Source organism: Phyllobacterium sp. RCAM01083 (genome assembly GCF_055685835.1).
This window is the reverse complement of record NZ_JBVFZN010000002.1, coordinates 216,011-231,682: the sequence shown is the minus strand read 5'-3', so window position 1 is coordinate 231,682 and position 15,672 is coordinate 216,011. Positions and strand designations below refer to the sequence as shown.

Below are 15,672 nucleotides of genomic sequence, written 5' to 3'. Positions count from 1 at the left end.
GCCGCGCCGCCTTCCCCCCTACAAGCACGAGAAGCCAGACCGCATGAGCGATCAAGACACACCTCAGGGCGAAAGCACCATCCAGGACCTGAGCGGCCCGGAAAAGGTGGCCGCATTGCTTGTGGCGATCGGGCGGCCATCCGCCTCGCGGCTTCTCAAGCATTTCAATGCGGACGATCTGCGCTCGCTTGCCGGCCATGCCCGCAAGCTCGAGCCGATCACCCCCGGCGACTTCGAAGAGCTGGTCAAGGAATTCGAGAACGCCTTTGCTGACGGCGCGCCGGTTTCGGAAGCCGGCATGCGCTTTGAAGGGCTGCTGCGTGAAACGCTGTCGGCGGAAGAGGCCAGCGCGGTCATCGAGAACCGCCGCCCCGAACTGCTGACGCAGGAATCCGTCTGGGATATCCTGCCGCGCGTGCCGCTCGACGTGCTGCAAGCCTATCTGTCAACGCAGCATCCCCAGGTGACGGCCTATGTGATTTCGCGCCTGCCTTCCGATATTGCGGCCCGGCTGCTGATCGGCTTTGCGCCGCAGGAACGTGGTGCCATCATTCAGCGCACGCTGCATATCCGCAAGGTGGGTCCATCGACGATCGCGATGCTGGAAAGCATCCTGCAGCGCGAGGTCACCGGAAAAGACAATTCGGGTTCCGAGAAGAGCCATCACGGCACCGTTGCCAACATCATCAACCAGCTGGAAAAATCGGAGATCGACGAGCTGCTGGCGAGCCTCACCGATCTGGGCGCGGAAGACCTTGCCAAGATCAAGGCCAAGCTCTTCACCTTCGAGGATATCGTGCGCATATCGCAGCGCGCGCGCCTCATCCTCTTCGATGAAATCCAGACCGATGTGGTCACATCAGCATTGCATGGCTGCGAACCGCGCCTGCAGGAACTCATCCTCCAGTCCCTGTCGACACGCGGACGGCGCATGGTTGAAACCGAATTGTCCAGCCAGACCAACATCAATGCCAACACGGTCACGGAAGCGCGCCGCGCCATTGCCCGCACCGCCATTGCCCTGGCCGAACGCGGCGAGCTCAAGCTCGAACCGCAAGAATCTGAAACATGATCGGCAGGGCCTGCTAGAGCATGTCGGACGGGCCCGACAAAGAGAGTAAAACCGAGGAAGCAACTGAGAAGAAAATCAGTGATGCGGTCGAGAAGGGCAATCTGCCCGTCTCGCGCGAAGCGCCGATCCTCGCCTCCATCGCCGCCTTTCTCGTCATCATGGTTTTCGTCGCCGTGCCCAGCGGCTCGAAACTGGTGGCGTTCCTCTCGGCCCTGCTTGACAAGCCCGAGGAATGGCGGCTCAACAGCGCGCAGGATGCCCGGCAATTGTTCGGCATCGTCGGCCTGGCCGTGGGTGCGGCCTTGCTTCCCGTCTTCATCATCATTCCCACCGCCGGCATCCTCGCCTCGGTGCTGCAGAATGCGCCGCGCATGGTCTTTGACCGTATCCAGCCGCAGTTTTCGCGCGTATCCATTGCCAAGGGCTGGACACGCATCTTCGGCGCGTCGGGCCGCATAGAATTCCTCAAGTCGGTCTTCAAGTTCGCGGCGGCCAGCATCATCGTTTTCATGATGTTCTTCCGCAGCAGCCATTTCTTCGTCGACACGATCATCACCGAACCCAGCCAGCTGCCCGAGCTCATCCGCAGCAACATCACCCGGCTTCTGGCATCCGTGACGATTGCGGTGACCGCGCTCGCAGCCTTCGACCTTGCCTGGGCCCGCATTCACTGGCGCAGCGAACTGCGCATGACCAAGCAGGAAATCAAGGACGAGCACAAGCAGGCAGAGGGCGATCCGCTGCTGAAGGCCCGCTTGCGCTCGCTCGGCCGTGACCGGGCACGCCAGCGCATGATTGCCTCGGTTCCGACGGCCACGCTGATCGTCGCAAATCCGACACACTTCTCCGTTGCTCTACGCTACAGCCCGGCGAAAGATCCGGCCCCTATCGTGGTCGCCAAGGGGCAGGATCTGATCGCTCTCAAAATCAGGGAGATCGCCGAGGCCAATGACATACCGGTTTTCGAGAATGTGCAACTGGCGCGCGCGTTGTACAAGCAAGTCCAAGTGAACAATGCCATTGCACCAGAATTCTATAAAGCGGTAGCAGAACTGATCCAATTCGTTAATGTACGACGTAAATAATAAAACCGTTTCCAATCGGGTAAACAGCAGATGAAAAGAACGCAATATTCGGTTGCCCGGGTTGATATCATTTCAAATCACCTGACAGAGGTCATCCATGATCTTCGTCTTGTGGATGTTGCCGACTATATTGCCTTCATACGCTGTGAACTGTTCGGCAACATCGCCGATATCGTCAATTCAGCGACGGAACTGACATTCTATCCCGATACGTTGACGTTCGGTCTTGGCGGCGAATATGCGCTGGACTGGAACACCGCGCCGAAAGTGATGCTCGATCTCGAGTTCAGCAATATGGGGGTCAATGCCTATTTCCGGCTGACGCTGTCATCCGAAAGCACCGAGATCGATCTGCACCATCTGCGGTTTGCCGAAACGGGGCATAGTCCCGCGCAAAACACCGCATTGCTGGCCCAGGCCTTCGAGAATGCACGCCTGCCGCAATTGTCCGCATCGGCAAAGGCGCAATAACCGCCTTCCTACAGATAGGCCTTGGCAACGGTGGGTATGTCGATCACGCCGAGAGCAAGCGCCGTCGCCACGGTCGATGTTCTGTTGGAACAGCCCAGCTTGTTCTTGGCGTTCTGCAGATAGGTGACCACCGTCCAGCGCGCGATATTGAGAATCTCGCCGATCTCGCCATCCGTCTTGCCATTGGCTGCCCAGAACAGGCAGTCGATCTCGCGCCGGGTCAAAAGATTGGAGATGATCGCGGCAAGGGCCGGATTGCGGGTGCCGTGCAGGGCGTTGTGGATACGCGCCGAAGCTGCCGATAACTGTTTGCGCCTGCGCTCGACAAAGGCACCCTGCTCAGCCTTTTCGACGTCGAAGGTGAAGAGCGTGATCCCGCGGAAGCCGAAGGCATTCGTCGCACAAATCGCAAGATACAGGTTGCCGAGCCTGCGCCGTTCCGCGTCCATCAGATAGCGTTTTACGGCTGGCGAAGGGACGGCGTCACCAGTCAGGTTGCAGATCGTGCCGGGCGCGTCGGCACGCGGCTGGAACAGCGTCATCCCCTGCATCACCGGATCGATCTTGAGATAGTCCTTGGCAAAATACCGCAACATCCAGCTGACCGGATAGGTCATCAGAAGCGGGACATTTTCATCGACCACATCGCTGCCAGGCCGCGGTTCCGGGTGCCCGACATGGGCAATGTGACGGCAGCCAGTCTGCTGTTTGACCTCGTGCAGCATTGCAAGCGTGTCAGAAGCCACCACGTCCTTGAACAGGCCCTTTTGAAAATCGGGAAAATGAGCCAGTTCAAGCAGCATTGGATACAAGTCATTCCTCTTGGCCCGCAAAGTGCCGGCTTCCGCAACGGTATTCTTCTGGATTTCAGATGGCTTTTCATCGCATGGGATTAAAAGCCCCTTCATGCTTGCACGAGACAGGCAGGCAGACAAGACGATGAACAATTGTATTTGCAGTTTTTCACATAAATGCTGCAAAAGGCAATTTATGGTTGAACCCGACCTGCCAAGCTTTGATTGTCAGTATCAATCCTGACAAACCAGAAAACGCGCGTTTCCTTTAACCCACATTTTCCGGTGTTTTCGGTCATTTTACCGCAAAATTCGGGCAAAGGCGCCCGACTGTTGCGATCGCGCTAACTGTACCCACAACCGCTGCGCGCAGGGTTGGCGCGCTTGCCCTTGGCCGGGAGGCGGCCCCGCACCGGTTGCCGGCAAGGCCCGTTATTTCCCGCTTCATCGCCGTACATTCATCCAGCCCGTCGCCTGTTCCCGCACAATGTGCTAATTGCCTTGCATGGGCGCCATTGCAAACGACGATTTCTTCGACTCGCTTCCTGTCTTCGTTGACTTCGAAGGCGTGGCGGATGCGGGCAATTATCGGCCGCTCCCCGACGACTGGATACTGGCGGTGGCCGATATTGTCGGCTCGACCGGGGCGATCGAAGCCGGGCGCTACAAGGCCGTAAACATGGCAGGCGCAAGCGTCATCTCCGCCCTGCTCAATGCTCTGGGCAGGCACAACTACCCCTTCGTCTTCGGCGGCGATGGCGCGCTTGTCGCCATTCCGGCCTCCGCCGCCGTGCAGGCGCGTGAAGCGCTAGCCTCGGTCCAGGCCTGGGTGCGTGAGGACCTGCAACTGACCCTGCGTGCCGCCCTCGTGCCGATGAGCGAGATCAAGGCGCAAGGCCTTGACGTGCGCGTTGCCCGGTTCAGCGCCAGTCCCGAAGTCTTCTACGCGATGTTCACGGGCGGCGGCAGCAGCTGGGCCGAAGCGCAGATGAAAGCCGGCAAATATGCCATCGCCGCCGGTCCCTCCGGATCGCGCCCGGATCTGACGGGGCTTTCCTGCCGGTGGAATCCGATAGTGGCACGCAATGGCGAAATCCTGTCCATCATCGCCATTCCCGGCGACGCCGGCGCAACGGCGGCGTTCCAGCAGCTTGTTGCCGACATCGTTGCCATTGCCGCCGAACAGAATCGCGGCGCGCATCCCTTGCCGGCGGATGGCCCGCCCATCGCATTCAATACCAGCGGTGTGGAGACGGAGGCACGCGCCACAGCCCCCAGGGGGCAACGCCTTCTTCGTAAAATCGCGATACTCGCCCAGATCGGCCTGACCGTTGCGATGGACAGGCTTGGCCTGCATTGGGGGAAATTTGATCCGAAACAGTACAAGCGCGACGTCGCGCAGAACTCGGATTTTCGCAAATTCGACGATGGTCTGAAAATGACGATTGATATCGATCCGGCCCGGTTGCAGCGCATTGAGGCGCTGCTGGAAAAGGCATCGAAGGCAGGTATCGCCCGCTTCGGCCTGCACCGGCAGGATTCTGCCCTGATGACCTGTCTTGTTCCGACCCCCCTATCGCGCAATCACATGCACTTCATCGATGGGGCATCGGGCGGCTATGCCATGGCGGCCAGCAATCTCAAGGCCAAGCTGTCCTGACCCTAGAGCCTTTCCTGTTTAAATAGAATCGTTCTGCCGGAGGGAATTTGGTTCAAGGTCGAGGGGTTTGGCGAGACCGATGTTTATCCATCGGACGAAGCTGCCTGACAAAGTGGGTGTCCGCCAGCCGGAAACCCGAAGGGCCGGGTGAATTTGGCTCAATACCATCGGGCTTCGGCTTCGCCCGATGGAAAGGCATCGGCCTAGCCAAACCCCTCGACCTTGAACCAAATTCCCTCCGGCAGAACGATTCTATTTAAGCAGGAAAGGCTCTAGGATTTCACGATATGCCCGGCGGCGAGCCCGCGCCTGGTGAAAATGTTGCGCGTATCGACGATCAGCGGCGACCATTCGGCCAGCGCCGCATAATCCACGTCGTCATGGTCGGTTGAAACCAGAATGGCATCGTAGGATTTCACCGTTTTCTCATCGAGAGGCACAGATGCGCGGCCTTTCAGCGCCATATATTCTCGGGTCGACGGTATCTCGCCGACAAACGGGTCGTGATAGTCCGCGTGGCCACCGCGCTCCTCGATGATTTCGATGAGGCGCAGCGACGGGCTTTCACGGATATCAGGCACGTTCTTCTTGTAGGCAAGCCCGAGAACCAGCACGCGTGAGCGGCTGAGCGCCTTGCCCGCCCGGATATCCAGCGCTTCGGCCAGTTTGCCGACCACATAACGCGGCATGGCGGAGTTGATCTCGCCTGCCAGCTCGATGAAGCGGGTCGGCAGCTCGTACTCGCGCGATTTCCAGGTGAGATAGAACGGATCGATCGGGATGCAGTGGCCCCCGAGGCCGGGGCCGGGATAAAACGGCATGTAGCCGAAGGGCTTTGTCTTGGCCGCCTCGATGACCTCCCAGATGTCGATGCCCATGGCGGCGTAGACGGTTTTCAGTTCGTTGACGAGCGCGATGTTCACCGCCCGGAAGATGTTCTCGGTCAGCTTGACCGCCTCGGCCGTGGCGTTGGACGAGACGGGAACAACGGTCTTGACCGCCGCACCGTAGAATGCCTGCATCAGCCGGCTGGCTTCCTCGCCATCGCCCGCGACGATTTTCGGTATGGTCGAGGTCTGGAAATCGCGATTGCCGGGATCTTCGCGCTCCGGGGAAAAGCCAAGGAAGAAGTCCTTGCCGGATATGAGACCGGTCTTTTCCAGAATGGTTTTGACCACATCATCGGTTGTTCCGGGATAGGTCGTCGACTCAAGCACGACAAGCTGGCCGGGCCGGAGCGCCGCGGCAATCGAGCGGCAGGTTGTTTCGACGAAGGACAGGTCGGGATCCCGATGTTTCGTCAGCGGTGTCGGTACGCAGATGACAATCACGTCGCACTGGGCGAGCCGGGCAAAATCGCTTGTCGACCGGAACCGGTTCTGCGCCGTTTGCGCACCGAGCGCCGCGTCCGTGACCGCCTCGATATAGGAATGGCCGGCGTCGAGGGCGACAATCTTCTTCGGATCGATATCAAAGCCGGTCACCGAAAACCCGCTCTGGGCAAGGGTGATGGCGAGCGGCAGCCCGACATAGCCAAGCCCGATCACCCCCGCCTGGGCGGTGCGCGCGTCGATTTTGGCGGAAAGGTCGGAGAAGGGAGAGGAGGAAACGGCCAAGGCGATCTCTTCTTTGCGAAGCACGCCGCGTGAGCGGATGCGGTTGAGGGCGCAGTGGCGGCCCGGAATTCGTCCGGTTTAGATGGCTGCTCCGGCCACCGCTGTCAAGCAAGGCCGGCTGCGTCCGGCCTGTCACAAACAGTTGATGCGACGGCAAGCCCGCGCCGGCAGGCTGCTGACAGGAGTTTGTCAGGAGTGCGCGCCGATCCGGTGAATTAACCCCGGCGCCTCTATTGTTTCAGATCGGTGACATGCCCATTTCAGTGCCAGCACGCAATCAGGATCGATAGAGAACCGCCAGCCAGCCATCCATTTGAACAGAACCGGGCAGTGCAATTGTTGCCGGCGACCCCGCTGCCAGCGTTGACACCATTGTTCGGTTCGCTCATCTTGTCTCCGTATCTGCTTGTTTTGGGTATGATTTTTCATGTGCCCGGCCGATCACGGAACAGCGCATCGAAGCTGGACGCGGTTCGCAAGGACAAGGACGAGTGATGAGCACGCAAACGGATGTTTCCACCATACTTCTCGACAAAGTCGCAGACTGGCTCACACGTTCTTCTCTCGCCGGCGAGAATCTTGAGACAATCATACGCGGTTTTTGTGAACGTATTGCCGCGGCCGGGCTGCCGATTGCCCGCGTCCACCTGACGTTCTCCATGCTGCACCCGCTCTACGATGCGCTTGGCTTCACCTGGCAGCGCTCCAGCGGGCTCGTGGTGGAAGGCTATCGCCACAATGCGGGCGAGAAACCCGAACGTTTCCTGCTCAGCCCCTATTATTATCTGCTGTGCAACAACCTTGAACATGTGCGGCGGCGCATCGATGCGGACGGGCCGCATGAATTCCCCATCTTTGACGAGTTGAAGAAGCAGGGCGTAACGGACTATCTGGCCTTCGTGCAGCCCTTCAGCGGCGAGTCGACACAGGGCATGATGGGCTCCTGGTCAACGGACAGCAGCGCGGGTTTCAGCGAAAGCATGATCGGCGCACTGCTGAAGCTGCAGAACCATCTGGCCGTTGCTGCCAAAATGGCGGTTCTCGGCAAGCTCGCCGACAACATGCTGACCACCTATCTCGGCGGCAATGCCGGCAAGCGCGTTCTCAACGGCCAGATTCGCCGGGGTGACGGCGAAACGATCCGGGCGGCTCTGGTGATGGGCGACATGCGCCAGTCGACCATGCTGGCCGAACGGGAAGGCCGTCAGGCCTATATCGACACACTCAATCATTTCTTCGATGCGATCGCCGCGCCATTCAACCGCGGCGGCGGCGAAATCCTCAGTTTCATGGGGGACGGTTTTCTTGCGGTCTACCCCTGCGGCCGGCACAAGGACGCTTCAAAGGTTGCCTGTCAGGCGGCTCTTTCGGCTGTTTTCAAGGCACAGGCCCGCGTGGCGGAGCTCAATCGCGACCGGCGCAAGGACGGCCTCAGCGACATCCGCTACGGCATCGGCCTGCATGTCGGCAACGTCATGTTCGGCAATGTCGGCCTGAAGGACCGCCTGACCTTTTCCGCCTTCGGTTCCGCCGTCAATGAGGTGCAGCGGCTGCAGGGCCTGACCAAGAAGTATTCGCGCGAAATCGTCGCCAGCCAGGCGTTCGCCAACTATTGCGGCGGCGACTGGACAACCCTCGGCGAAGAAAAATTGCGCGGCGTCGGGCAAAAGGTCACTGTTCTCCTGCCCAAACAATCGGCTACTGTCGTGGCGGAAGATGCCTTTGATGAAGTGGCCTATGACGGCCTGTCGGAAGCGGAACAGGTCATGCTGCTGCACCGCGATGCGAAAACACAGGATCAGAGGCCCCTTCTGGAGAAGTTCATGCAATGAAGCGAAAGACCGTTCTGATGGCTGCTCTGGCTGCAAGTTTGACTCTCTCATCCCAAGCCGGCGCAGAGCCAAGGAGCGACGTGCTCATCGACCGTTTTGATGGTCAGGACTTTTCGCCGGCCGGCGGCCTCTACTACCGCAAGAATTTCGAGCAGAGCGCCGGAACGGTTGAATTTCAATCCGAGGTCACGCGCAACGGCAGCGGCGCCCTCAAGCTGAGCGTCAAGCCGCTGTGTCCGGGCACGAAGCACAATTGCAGCGAACGGGCGGAAATCTGGGAAAAGACGGACAAGCGCGTGCCCTACAACCAGGGGGTCTGGTACGGGTTTGCCGTCAAATTTGCCGATCCCATTCCCAGCGACGATCACCGCTATCTGATTGCCCAGTGGAAACGCGAGATCGGGCCGAAGGCGGTCGGCGATTTCAGTCCCTTTCTGGCGCTGCGGCTCAACCAGGGAAAGCTGTTCGCCACCATCGAGACCAATTATATCGCGCCGGCAAAGAAGAACGGGATCGCGGCGGATCCGGCGTGCGCCGGCGGACAGACACCGGTGTGGCTGCGCCCTGAAACCAACCAGATGCGCGCCCTCGTGGCGACCGATTCGAACTGGTCGGCCGAGAACGGCAAGCAATTCTCCACCTGCACCAGCGCCATGACGGTGACGGATCGCGGCAATAAGCTGCCGACGCCGGATTCGGGCTGGATCGATTTTGCGATCTACACGAAGCCCGGACCTGACGGCTCGGGTCATGTCGAGATTTTTGCCAACAACAAATGGATCGTGACGGTCAAGGGGCATATCGGCCATGCCGACAAGGGACTGGGCAAGAATCAATATTTCAAATTTGGCCCGTACCGTGCCGCCGACGACAAGGAATGGACGCTTTATTACGACGATTTCCGCCGCTCGCCGCGCTGTGAAGACGTCATGGACGCGCAGTTCTGCCCCTTGCTCTAGAGCCCGGCCACACAAAAATAACCCTGAAATGCCAGAGTGATGTCATCGGCGTGTGACCTAGCTAGACTCACTGTATATCGTGCGATAGTCTTCATCGTAATGGCGATAATAAAAACGCTCTGGGGGAATGAAAAACTGGCATGACGTCGGGGTCTGATCTGTTGCGTATCGAGAATCTCGGCATTTCGTTTTCGATGCTGGGCGGGCGTATGCATGTCGTCAAGGGTGCGAATCTGCGTATCCTTCCGGGAAAAGTAACGGCATTGGTGGGCGAATCCGGATCGGGAAAATCCGTCATCAGCCAGTCCGTCATGGGCATTCTGCCCAACACGGCCGCCGTAACCGGCAAAATCCTGTTTACGGACCCGATCGACGGCAAAACCACCGATATTCTGCAATTGGAGCGGGACGGACCCGAAATAAGAGCCCTGCGCGGCAGCCGCATGGCCAAGATATTTCAGGAACCCATGACGTCGCTCTCGCCGCTGCACACCGTCGGCAACCAGATCAGCGAAGTCCTGGCCATCCACACCAAGGCGACCAAATCCGAACGCCGTTCGCAGACCGAGGAAATGCTGGGACTGGTCGGGTTCTCCAATCCCAAACGCACTTATGACATGTACCCGTTTGAATTGTCGGGCGGCATGCGGCAGCGGGCGATGATTGCCATGGCGCTGATCTGCCGCCCTGCCCTGCTCATTGCGGACGAACCGACAACGGCACTCGACGTCACCATCCAGGCGCAGATCCTGGAACTGCTGCGCAATCTCCAGCACAAGCTCAATATGGCCATGCTGCTGATCACCCATGACCTCGGTGTCGTGGCCAACATGGCCGACGAGGTGGTGGTGATCTACCACGGCGAAATCATGGAGGCCGGGCCGGTCGATGCCATTTTCCGCAACCCGCAGCATCGTTATCTGAAGGGGCTGATGGCTGCCATACCGCATTTCGACATGAAACCCGGGGAACGCCTGAAGGCATTGCGTGAAGTACCGGTCAATTCCGGCGCGTTGTGGGGAAAGAGAAAGCACGAGGAAACGGCTCCTGACGTGCTTGTATCCGTGCGAAACCTCACCAAGAGCTATGGCATCCGCAAATCCGGTCTTTTCGGCAAGCAGGACAAGACCCGCATACGCGCCGTCGACGGTGTCAGCTTTGATATCCGGCGTGGTGAATGTCTTGGTCTCGTCGGCGAGAGCGGCAGCGGCAAGACCACCGTCAGCAAAATCCTGATGCGGGCAGTGACCCCGGATAGCGGCTCGGTCACCTTCGATGACGGCCGGGGCAAAATCGACGTGCTTGCCGCGCAGGGCGCCAAGCTTCTGGAATTGCGCACCAAAATCCAGATGGTGTTCCAGGATCCGGTTTCATCGCTGTCGCCGCGCATGACCGTACAGAACATCCTCAGCGAGCCCCTGGAAATTCACGGGCGCGGGGATCGGACCTATCGTCTGGAAACGGTGCGCGCGCTGATGCAGGCGATCGGTCTTGACCAGCGGTATCTCAACCGTTACCCGCACAGCTTTTCCGGCGGCCAGCGCCAGCGCATCGGCATTGCACGGGCACTGGCGCTCGGACCGCAATTGCTGATCTGCGATGAGCCGGTTTCGGCGCTCGACGTTTCGGTTCAGGCGCAGATCCTCAACCTCCTGAAGGACCTGCAGAAGGAGCTGGGCCTGACCTATCTGTTCATTTCCCATAATCTTGCGGTGGTTGATTACATGGCCGATCGTATCGCCGTGATGTGTGCCGGGCGCATTGTCGAGATTGCGCCCCGCGAAATTATCCTGCGCGATCCCGTCCATCCCTACACGAAAGCGCTTCTGGCCGCCGTCCCGTTTCCGGACCTCGACCGGCCGCTGGATTTCAAGACGCTCAAGGCCAGCGGTGCCTCGGATGAACGAGCCTGGGGACCAAAATTCTCCAGCGGCGACAGCGATGATCCGCTCTCGCCCGCCGATCTCGGCAATGGTCACGTGGTGCTGGCCCGGCGCAATGTCGATACACGGGAACTACGCTCGTGGTGACGCGGCGGACAGTCCTGGGCGCCCTTGCCGCCACCGTGGTTCCGGTCACGGTCAAAGCGGCCGATCGCGAACGCGAACCGGAGTTTCTCGAGGACCGGCTGCGTGCCACCAGCCTGCCGCCGCTCGCCCAGCGTATTCCCAAACGGCCGCGGATTATCAACCTGAAGGAAATGGGCCGCGTCCCCGGACAGTACGGCGGAACGCTGCGCACCATCATCGGCAGCCAGAAAGATATCCGGTTCATGACCATCTACGGCTATGCCCGTCTGGTGGGATATGACGAACATCTCGTTTTGCGGCCTGATGTGCTCGAATCGTTCGAATCGGAAAACGACACCGTTTTCACCTTCAGGCTGCGCGAGGGGCACAAATGGTCCGACGGTTCGCCGCTGACAACCGATGATTTCAGTTACTGGTGGAACGACGTTCTTCTGAATTCGGACCTGACGCCCGCCGGCGGCGCGCTGGAGCTGCGCATCGACGGGAAGTTGCCTAAGTTCGAGGTCCTCGATCCGCTGACCGTGCGCTATTCCTGGGAGTCGCCGAATCCTGATTTCCTGCCCAGCCTGGCGGCCCCGCAAGCCCTGGTTGTGGTTGGCCCGTCACTCTATCTGAAACAATTCCACAAGGATTATCAGGACAAGTTCCGCCTTGCCGCCCTGATGAAAGAAAACCGGGTCAAGAAGTGGGCCGATCTTCACATCAAGATGGCGCGCCAGTACCGTCCGGAAAACCCCGAACTGCCGGTGCTCGATCCCTGGCGCAACATGACAGCCCCTCCGGCCGAACAGTTCGTGTTCGAGCGCAACCCGTTCTTTCATCGCGTCGACGAGAACGGACGGCAGCTGCCCTATATCGACCGCTTCATCCTGAACATCAGCTCATCGCCGATCATTCCGGCAAAGGCGGGTGCGGGCGAAAGCGAACTGCAGGCCACCGGCATCGATTTTGCCGACTACACCTTCCTCAAGGATGCCGAAAAGCGCTATCCGGTGAAGGTCGACCTGTGGAAACTGACCCGGGGTTCACGGGTCGCAATCCTGCCTAATCTCAATTGCGCGGATGAGGGATGGCGATCGCTTTTTCGCGATGTGCGCTTCCGGCGCGCGCTGTCGCTTGCCATCGACAGGCATGAAATCAACATGGCGGTGTTTTACGGCCTGGGAACACCAAGCGCCGACACGGTGCTGCCGGAAAGCCCGCTGTTCAGACCGGACTATGCCAAGGCATGGATTGCATTCGATCCGGACAAAGCCAATGCGCTCCTGGACGAAGTGGGCATGCACAGGCGCAACGATGATGGTATCCGCCTGCTCCCTGATGGCCGCCTTGCGGAAATCACCATCGAAACGCCCGGCGAGAGCACGCTGGATTCCGATGTGCTCGAGCTCATAGTGGATCATTGGCGCAAGATCGGTCTGGCGCTGTTCACCAGAACCTCCCAACGCGATATCTTCCGCAGCCGCGCCAAGTCAGGCCGGATCATGATGTCCATCTGGTTTGGCATCGCCAATGGCGTGGCAACACCGGACATGAATCCGGGACAGCTGGCACCGACCACCGACGATCAATGGCAATGGCCGCTTTGGGGCATGCATTACCTGTCGCTCGGGCAGAGCGGCCAGGCACCCGACCTGCCGGAAGCACAGGAACTCGTCGCCCTGCAGAACCAGTGGCGGAAATCGGCCCATTCGGCCGAGCGTGCGGACATATGGCACAAGATGCTGTCCATCTACACCGATCAGGTGTTTTCGATAGGGTTGGTCAACGGCACGTTGCAACCCATTCTGCGCTCCTCCCACTTGCAGAATGTTCCCGAAAAAGGTCTCTACGGCTTTGATCCGACCTGTTGGCTCGGAGTTTACATGCCCGATACTTTCTGGATGAGCGGGGGGAAGTAGACGTGCTGCGATATATCCTATGGCGCATTGCCGCGATGGTGCCCACGCTGCTGATTATTTCGGCGCTGGTTTTCGTCATCATCGATTTGCCGCCCGGCAACTTTTTTGAAAGCCAGATCGCCGAAATGCAGGCGCAGGGCGAAACCGTCAACCTGCAGGATCTGGAACAGCTTCGCCACCAATATGGCTTCGACCAGCCGCCGGTTCTGCGCTACTTCCACTGGCTGGGCGGCATGCTGCAGGGGGATTTCGGCTACTCCTTCGAGTATCAATTGCCGGTTACCGCTGTCGTGGGCGACCGGTTGTGGCTGACTGTTCTCGTTTCATTCGTCACAATTCTGGTGACCTGGCTGCTCGCCTTCCCCATCGGCATGTATTCGGCAACGCATCAGTACAGCTGGAGCGATTACGGGCTGACGCTTTTCGGCTTGCTCGGCATCGCCATTCCCAACTTCATGCTGGCCCTGATCCTGATGTATTTCGCCAATATCTGGTTTGGCACATCGATCGGCCATCTCATGGATCAGAAATATCTCAGTGAGCCCATGAGCTGGGAAAAGGCGCGATCAATCCTCGCCCACCTGTGGATTCCCGTCATTATCGTTGGAACGGCCGGGACGGCCGGCATGATCAGACGCCTGCGCGCCAATCTGCTCGACGAGCTGCAGAAGCAATATGTGATGACGGCGCGGGCAAAGGGACTGCACCCCTTCCGCACCCTGGTCAAATATCCCTTGCGCATGGCGTTGAATTTCTTCGTGGCCGATATCGGCTCGATCCTGCCGCATATCATTTCCGGTGCGGAAATTACCGCCATTGTCCTGTCGCTCGAAACGACCGGGCCCATGCTGATCAAGGCATTGCAGAGCCAGGACATGTATCTTGCCGGTTCGTTCCTCATGTTCCTGGCGTTTCTCACGGTGATCGGTGTGCTCATCTCCGACATTGCCCTGGCCTTTCTCGATCCACGCATCCGGTTGCAGGGCAGGAGCACGAAGTGACAGCACAACTCCCGCTCCCCGGCGCGCCCCTGCAGCACTACGTCTCAAGCGCACCATTCGATCCGATGTCGATCGAGACGATGACCGAGGCTCAGGCCAAGGTTCATCTCGCGTCGCAATTGCGGCTGATGTGGTGGAAATTCAGACGCCACCGCCTTGCACTGGCATCCGGCATTTTCCTGATCGCACTCTATGGCATGATCATCATTGCCGAGTTTCTGGCGCCCTATAACCTGCACACACGCAATGTTGACTTCATCCATGCCCCGCCGCAGCGGGTCCGCCTGTTCCATGACGGAAAGCTGATCGGACCATACGTCTATGGCCGTGAAATGGTCCTGGATATGGACTCGCTGAAACGCGTATACACCGACAACAAGAGCGATGTGCAACCGCTGCGCTTCTTCTGCCGCGGCGACGATTACCGCTTCTGGGGCCAGATTGCGACCAATGTCCATCTGGTCTGCCCGGCCAAGGGCGGGCAGCTGTTCCTTCTGGGAACCGACCGGCTGGGCCGCGATGTGCTTTCCCGGATTATCTACGGCGCGCGCATTTCCCTGACCATCGGTCTTATCGGCATCACCATCAGCTTCGTCCTCGGCATCATCATCGGCGGGCTCGCGGGATACCATGGCGGCTGGTTCGACCTGCTCGTTCAGCGCGTCATCGAGGTATTGCAATCATTGCCTAGTCTGCCCCTATGGATGGCGCTGGCCGCCATCATGCCGGTGACATGGAGCCCGATCATCATCTACTTCGGTATCACGCTCATTCTTGGTCTGCTGGACTGGACGGGCCTTGCTCGTGCGGTGCGCTCCAAAATTCTGGCGTTGCGCGAAGAGGATTATGTTCTGGCGGCCCAGTTGATGGGAGCAAAAAGCGGACGTATCATCGGGCGTCACCTCGTTCCGGGATTCATGTCACACCTGATTGCAACGGCAACCATATCCATCCCGGGCATGATTCTGGGCGAGACGGCGCTGAGTTTTCTCGGTCTCGGCCTTCGTCCGCCCATTACCAGCTGGGGTATTCTCCTGACAGAAGCCCGCAGCGTCAGTGTAATCGCTTTTTATCCCTGGCTACTTTTCCCAATGATTCCGGTCATTCTTGTTATTTTGGCATTCAATTTTCTGGGAGATGGGTTGCGCGACGCCGCAGACCCCTACAGATAAGTGGAAAGTTGACATACCAATGGATTTGCATTCTCCCAGCCGTCCCGAATGTGCTGCGCAGCTAAACCTGCCAAAGCTA

The 15,672-nt window shown here is 59.1% G+C and carries 12 protein-coding genes; 10 read left to right on the top strand and 2 right to left on the bottom strand.

The genetic code is table 11. The features are described from left to right. Positions 1 to 43: 43 nt before the first annotated feature. Genes ACZ25R_RS01015 through ACZ25R_RS01005 form a run of 3 tightly spaced genes read left to right on the top strand, consistent with a single transcriptional unit; the run spans position 44 to position 2,628 of the window. Positions 44 to 1,072, top strand: coding sequence for a flagellar motor switch protein FliG (locus tag ACZ25R_RS01015; protein WP_223615482.1), 1,029 nt, complete (start codon positions 44 to 46; stop codon positions 1,070 to 1,072). 20 nt (positions 1,073 to 1,092) lie between these two features. Next, entirely contained in the window at positions 1,093 to 2,157 is a 1,065-nt protein-coding gene (locus ACZ25R_RS01010; RefSeq protein ID WP_464664438.1) for an EscU/YscU/HrcU family type III secretion system export apparatus switch protein, read from the top strand. Between the two features lie 30 nt (positions 2,158 to 2,187). After that, positions 2,188 to 2,628, top strand: a complete 441-nt coding sequence (locus ACZ25R_RS01005) for a hypothetical protein (RefSeq protein WP_223615484.1) — start codon at positions 2,188 to 2,190, stop codon at positions 2,626 to 2,628. Positions 2,629 to 2,636: 8 nt separating this feature from the next. Here ACZ25R_RS01005 and ACZ25R_RS01000 read toward each other — a convergent pair whose 3' ends face one another. Then, a complete protein-coding gene (locus tag ACZ25R_RS01000) occupies positions 2,637 to 3,431 on the bottom strand; it encodes a helix-turn-helix transcriptional regulator (RefSeq protein WP_472459722.1) in 795 nt (264 codons plus the stop codon). A gap of 496 nt (positions 3,432 to 3,927) precedes the next feature. Here ACZ25R_RS01000 and ACZ25R_RS00995 point away from each other — a divergent pair, with 496 nt between their 5' ends. Next, positions 3,928 to 5,082, top strand: a complete 1,155-nt coding sequence (locus ACZ25R_RS00995) for a DUF3095 domain-containing protein (protein ID WP_472459721.1) — start codon at positions 3,928 to 3,930, stop codon at positions 5,080 to 5,082. Between the two features lie 272 nt (positions 5,083 to 5,354). Here the strand turns inward: ACZ25R_RS00995 and ACZ25R_RS00990 are convergent, their stop codons facing one another. After that, positions 5,355 to 6,698, bottom strand: coding sequence for a nucleotide sugar dehydrogenase (locus ACZ25R_RS00990; RefSeq protein ID WP_472459720.1), 1,344 nt, complete (start codon positions 6,696 to 6,698; stop codon positions 5,355 to 5,357). A 494-nt stretch (positions 6,699 to 7,192) separates the two neighbouring features. On the opposite strand from ACZ25R_RS00990, the gene ACZ25R_RS00985 reads away from it, so the two are divergent. From ACZ25R_RS00985 to ACZ25R_RS00960, 6 genes are all read left to right on the top strand, one after another. Next, positions 7,193 to 8,530, top strand: coding sequence for an adenylate/guanylate cyclase domain-containing protein (locus tag ACZ25R_RS00985; RefSeq protein ID WP_223615488.1), 1,338 nt, complete (start codon positions 7,193 to 7,195; stop codon positions 8,528 to 8,530). After that, the gene (locus tag ACZ25R_RS00980; protein ID WP_472459719.1) at positions 8,527 to 9,489 is read left to right on the top strand and encodes a polysaccharide lyase; all 963 of its coding nucleotides are present in this window, start codon (positions 8,527 to 8,529) and stop codon (positions 9,487 to 9,489) included. The genes ACZ25R_RS00985 and ACZ25R_RS00980 overlap by 4 nt, the downstream gene beginning before the upstream one ends. Before the next feature lie 140 nt (positions 9,490 to 9,629). Next, positions 9,630 to 11,519, top strand: a complete 1,890-nt coding sequence (locus tag ACZ25R_RS00975) for an ABC transporter ATP-binding protein (RefSeq protein ID WP_472459718.1) — start codon at positions 9,630 to 9,632, stop codon at positions 11,517 to 11,519. Further along, positions 11,513 to 13,420, top strand: a complete 1,908-nt coding sequence (locus ACZ25R_RS00970) for an ABC transporter substrate-binding protein (protein WP_472459717.1) — start codon at positions 11,513 to 11,515, stop codon at positions 13,418 to 13,420. The genes ACZ25R_RS00975 and ACZ25R_RS00970 overlap by 7 nt, the downstream gene beginning before the upstream one ends. A gap of 2 nt (positions 13,421 to 13,422) precedes the next feature. After that, positions 13,423 to 14,421, top strand: coding sequence for an ABC transporter permease (locus ACZ25R_RS00965; protein WP_223615492.1), 999 nt, complete (start codon positions 13,423 to 13,425; stop codon positions 14,419 to 14,421). Next, positions 14,418 to 15,593 carry an ABC transporter permease gene (locus ACZ25R_RS00960; protein WP_472459716.1) on the top strand — a complete coding sequence of 392 codons (1,176 nt, stop codon included), beginning with the start codon at positions 14,418 to 14,420 and terminating at the stop codon, positions 15,591 to 15,593. Before ACZ25R_RS00965 ends, ACZ25R_RS00960 begins: the two co-directional genes overlap by 4 nt. Positions 15,594 to 15,672: the final 79 nt, after the last annotated feature.

Coding starts and splice junctions, on each gene's coding strand:
- ACZ25R_RS01015 (WP_223615482.1), top strand. CDS start 44: ATGAGCGATCAAGACACACCTCAGGGCGAAAGCACCATCCAGGACCTG.
- ACZ25R_RS01010 (WP_464664438.1), top strand. CDS start 1,093: ATGTCGGACGGGCCCGACAAAGAGAGTAAAACCGAGGAAGCAACTGAG.
- ACZ25R_RS01005 (WP_223615484.1), top strand. CDS start 2,188: ATGAAAAGAACGCAATATTCGGTTGCCCGGGTTGATATCATTTCAAAT.
- ACZ25R_RS01000 (WP_472459722.1), bottom strand. CDS start 3,431: ATGCTGCTTGAACTGGCTCATTTTCCCGATTTTCAAAAGGGCCTGTTC.
- ACZ25R_RS00995 (WP_472459721.1), top strand. CDS start 3,928: ATGGGCGCCATTGCAAACGACGATTTCTTCGACTCGCTTCCTGTCTTC.
- ACZ25R_RS00985 (WP_223615488.1), top strand. CDS start 7,193: ATGAGCACGCAAACGGATGTTTCCACCATACTTCTCGACAAAGTCGCA.
- ACZ25R_RS00980 (WP_472459719.1), top strand. CDS start 8,527: ATGAAGCGAAAGACCGTTCTGATGGCTGCTCTGGCTGCAAGTTTGACT.
- ACZ25R_RS00975 (WP_472459718.1), top strand. CDS start 9,630: ATGACGTCGGGGTCTGATCTGTTGCGTATCGAGAATCTCGGCATTTCG.